We start from the raw sequence: 2176 nt of genomic DNA, 5'->3' as shown, positions 1-2176 counted from the left end.
GCTACTAAAGAAGAAATGGTTTGGGGCTTCAGAGTTGGCTTTATCACATATGGTGGTAAGAGCTTAAAGGCAGAACACTTAGATGCTCTTAGTAAGAAAACTCTTGGTGCAATTAGATCTTCTGTATCAAACTGTGATATGCCAGGACAATCAATGCTCTTAAAAGCAATAAAAGAAGGTGCTAACTACGACTTAGATAAGCAAAAAACCTTTACTGTCATGTCTGAGCGTTATAAAGTTATTAAAGAGGTATTGGAAAACTATAAGTCTTCAACATTACTGAGACCATATCCTTTTAACTCTGGATATTTTATGGCTTTCGATACCCTCGGTCATAGTGCAGAAGCACTTAGGGTGTACTTATTAGATAAATATCAAGTAGGTACAATTAATATTCAGGATAGGACATTAAGACTTGCATATTGTTCAGTTGAAAAGGAACAACTTGCTGACTTAGTATCCATCGTCTATAAGGCAGCAGAGGAGATATGGAACTAAAAACAAAAATCTATTTACTAAATGATGATGGTGATAAGTTCATGGGAATTGGAGTTCTATGGCTTTTAAATGAAGTTATGAAAACACAGTCCCTTCATAAAGCGGCAAAGAACTTAGATATCTCTTATACAAAGGCTTTTAATATGGTAAAGCACCTAGAAAGTGCCCTTGGTAAGGAAGTCCTTTCAAGAAAGAAAGGTGGTGCTAACCGTGAAGGAGCTACTATCACAGAATTTGGTAAAGAGTTTTTAAGCCTCTATGACGAGTTTCAAAAACAAGCAAAAGAGTGCATAAATGGTCCATATCAAAACTTTAAAGAAAAATTAAGTCTTTTAATGGAGGAAAATTAACCATGGGAAACAGGATGTTTGACTTCGACATCGAGACATTGGGAGCAGCAAAAATTAGTTCTCCTATTAGAATGAGTAGAAACAATGGTGATGGCATGGCTGATTACGTATCAGATGCTGATAGAGTTCTATACAGTGTTCAAACTCAGGAAATTGATGGCAAAAGACAGCCACTTTTAGAAGATACTATGGAGGAAGCTGGCCCAAGAGAGAAGATTTACTTCAATCCTTCTCATGTACATGCTGCAATTTGTACCTGTGGTGGTATTTGTCCTGGACTTAATAACGTTATTAGAGCAGTTGTTAGATGTTTTTGGTATCGCTATGGTGTTAGACGTATTTCTGGTATCCAATATGGTTATCTTGGATTATTAGAAAACTCTCCATGGCCATTAATTCCACTTGATCCAGATGTAGTTGATGACATCCAAGAAAAGGGTGGTACAATTCTTGGTTCTGCTCGTGGTGGTGGTAAACAGGTCGAAGAAATTGTTGATTCACTTGAAAGATTAAACATCAATATTCTTATTACTATCGGTGGTGATGGTACATTACGTGGTGCATATGATATTGGTGAAGAAATTAAGAGAAGAGGACTTAAGATTGCTGTAGTTGGTGTTCCTAAAACTATTGATAACGACTTAAGCTTTATCGACTCTTCTTTCGGTTTTGATACCGCTGTTGCATCTGCAGTTCCATCTGTAAGAGGTGCACACGTAGAAGCAAGGAACTCAATTAATGGTATTGGTCTTGTTAAAGTAATGGGAAGAGAATCTGGATACATCGCAGCACATACATCTCTTGCTCAGAGTGATGTTAATTTCTGCTTAATTCCGGAATCCCCATTTGACCTTGATGGTCCTAATGGTTTACTTGAGCATGTAAAGAGAAGAATCTTAGAGCGTGGACATGCAGTAATTCTTGTCGCAGAAGGTGCTGGACAAGAGTTTGCTCCACCAACAGGTGAAACTGATGCATCAGGAAATATTAAGTACCACGATATCGGTATTTTCCTTAAAGAAAAACTCAAAGAGTACTTTAAAGAAGAAGGTATTCCTACTTCTATTAAGTATATTGATCCTTCTTATATTATTCGTTCAGCTCCTGCAAATAGCTATGATTCAATTTACTGTGCACGTCTTGGTGCTCATGCTGTTCATGCTGCAATGGCAGGAAAAACACAGTGTTTAGTAAGTCGTGTAAACAATAAATTCGTTTACCTTCCAATTAAGCAAGCTGTTTCAAAGAGAAGTCATGTCGATATCGAAGGAACTCTTTGGAGAGACGTACTTGAAAATACACGTCAGCCTTTCTCAATGAAGAACTAA

At 37.3% G+C, this 2176-nt stretch carries 2 protein-coding genes and 1 pseudogene; all 3 read left to right on the top strand.

Annotated elements, in window-relative coordinates; genetic code table 11:
* Positions 1-498 (top strand): annotated as a pseudogene (locus SOY52_RS09660) (aminotransferase class I/II); the annotation flags it as partial.
* Positions 489-848 (top strand): winged helix-turn-helix domain-containing protein, encoded by a 360-nt coding sequence (locus SOY52_RS09655; RefSeq protein WP_320848747.1) that lies wholly within the window; start codon positions 489-491, stop codon positions 846-848. The pseudogene SOY52_RS09660 and the gene SOY52_RS09655, both read left to right, overlap by 10 nt.
* A gap of 2 nt (positions 849-850) precedes the next feature.
* Positions 851-2176, top strand: coding sequence for an ATP-dependent 6-phosphofructokinase (locus SOY52_RS09650; RefSeq protein ID WP_320848746.1), 1326 nt, complete (start codon positions 851-853; stop codon positions 2174-2176).

The sequence above is a fragment of the Bullifex sp. genome, assembly GCF_034103065.1.
Lineage (GTDB): Bacteria > Spirochaetota > Spirochaetia > Sphaerochaetales > Sphaerochaetaceae > Bullifex.
The sequence above is the reverse complement of the archived record's forward strand: the minus strand, read 5'-3'. Positions and strand labels throughout refer to the sequence as shown.

Coding starts and splice junctions, on each gene's coding strand:
- SOY52_RS09650 (WP_320848746.1), top strand. CDS start 851: ATGGGAAACAGGATGTTTGACTTCGACATCGAGACATTGGGAGCAGCA.
- SOY52_RS09655 (WP_320848747.1), top strand. CDS start 489: ATGGAACTAAAAACAAAAATCTATTTACTAAATGATGATGGTGATAAG.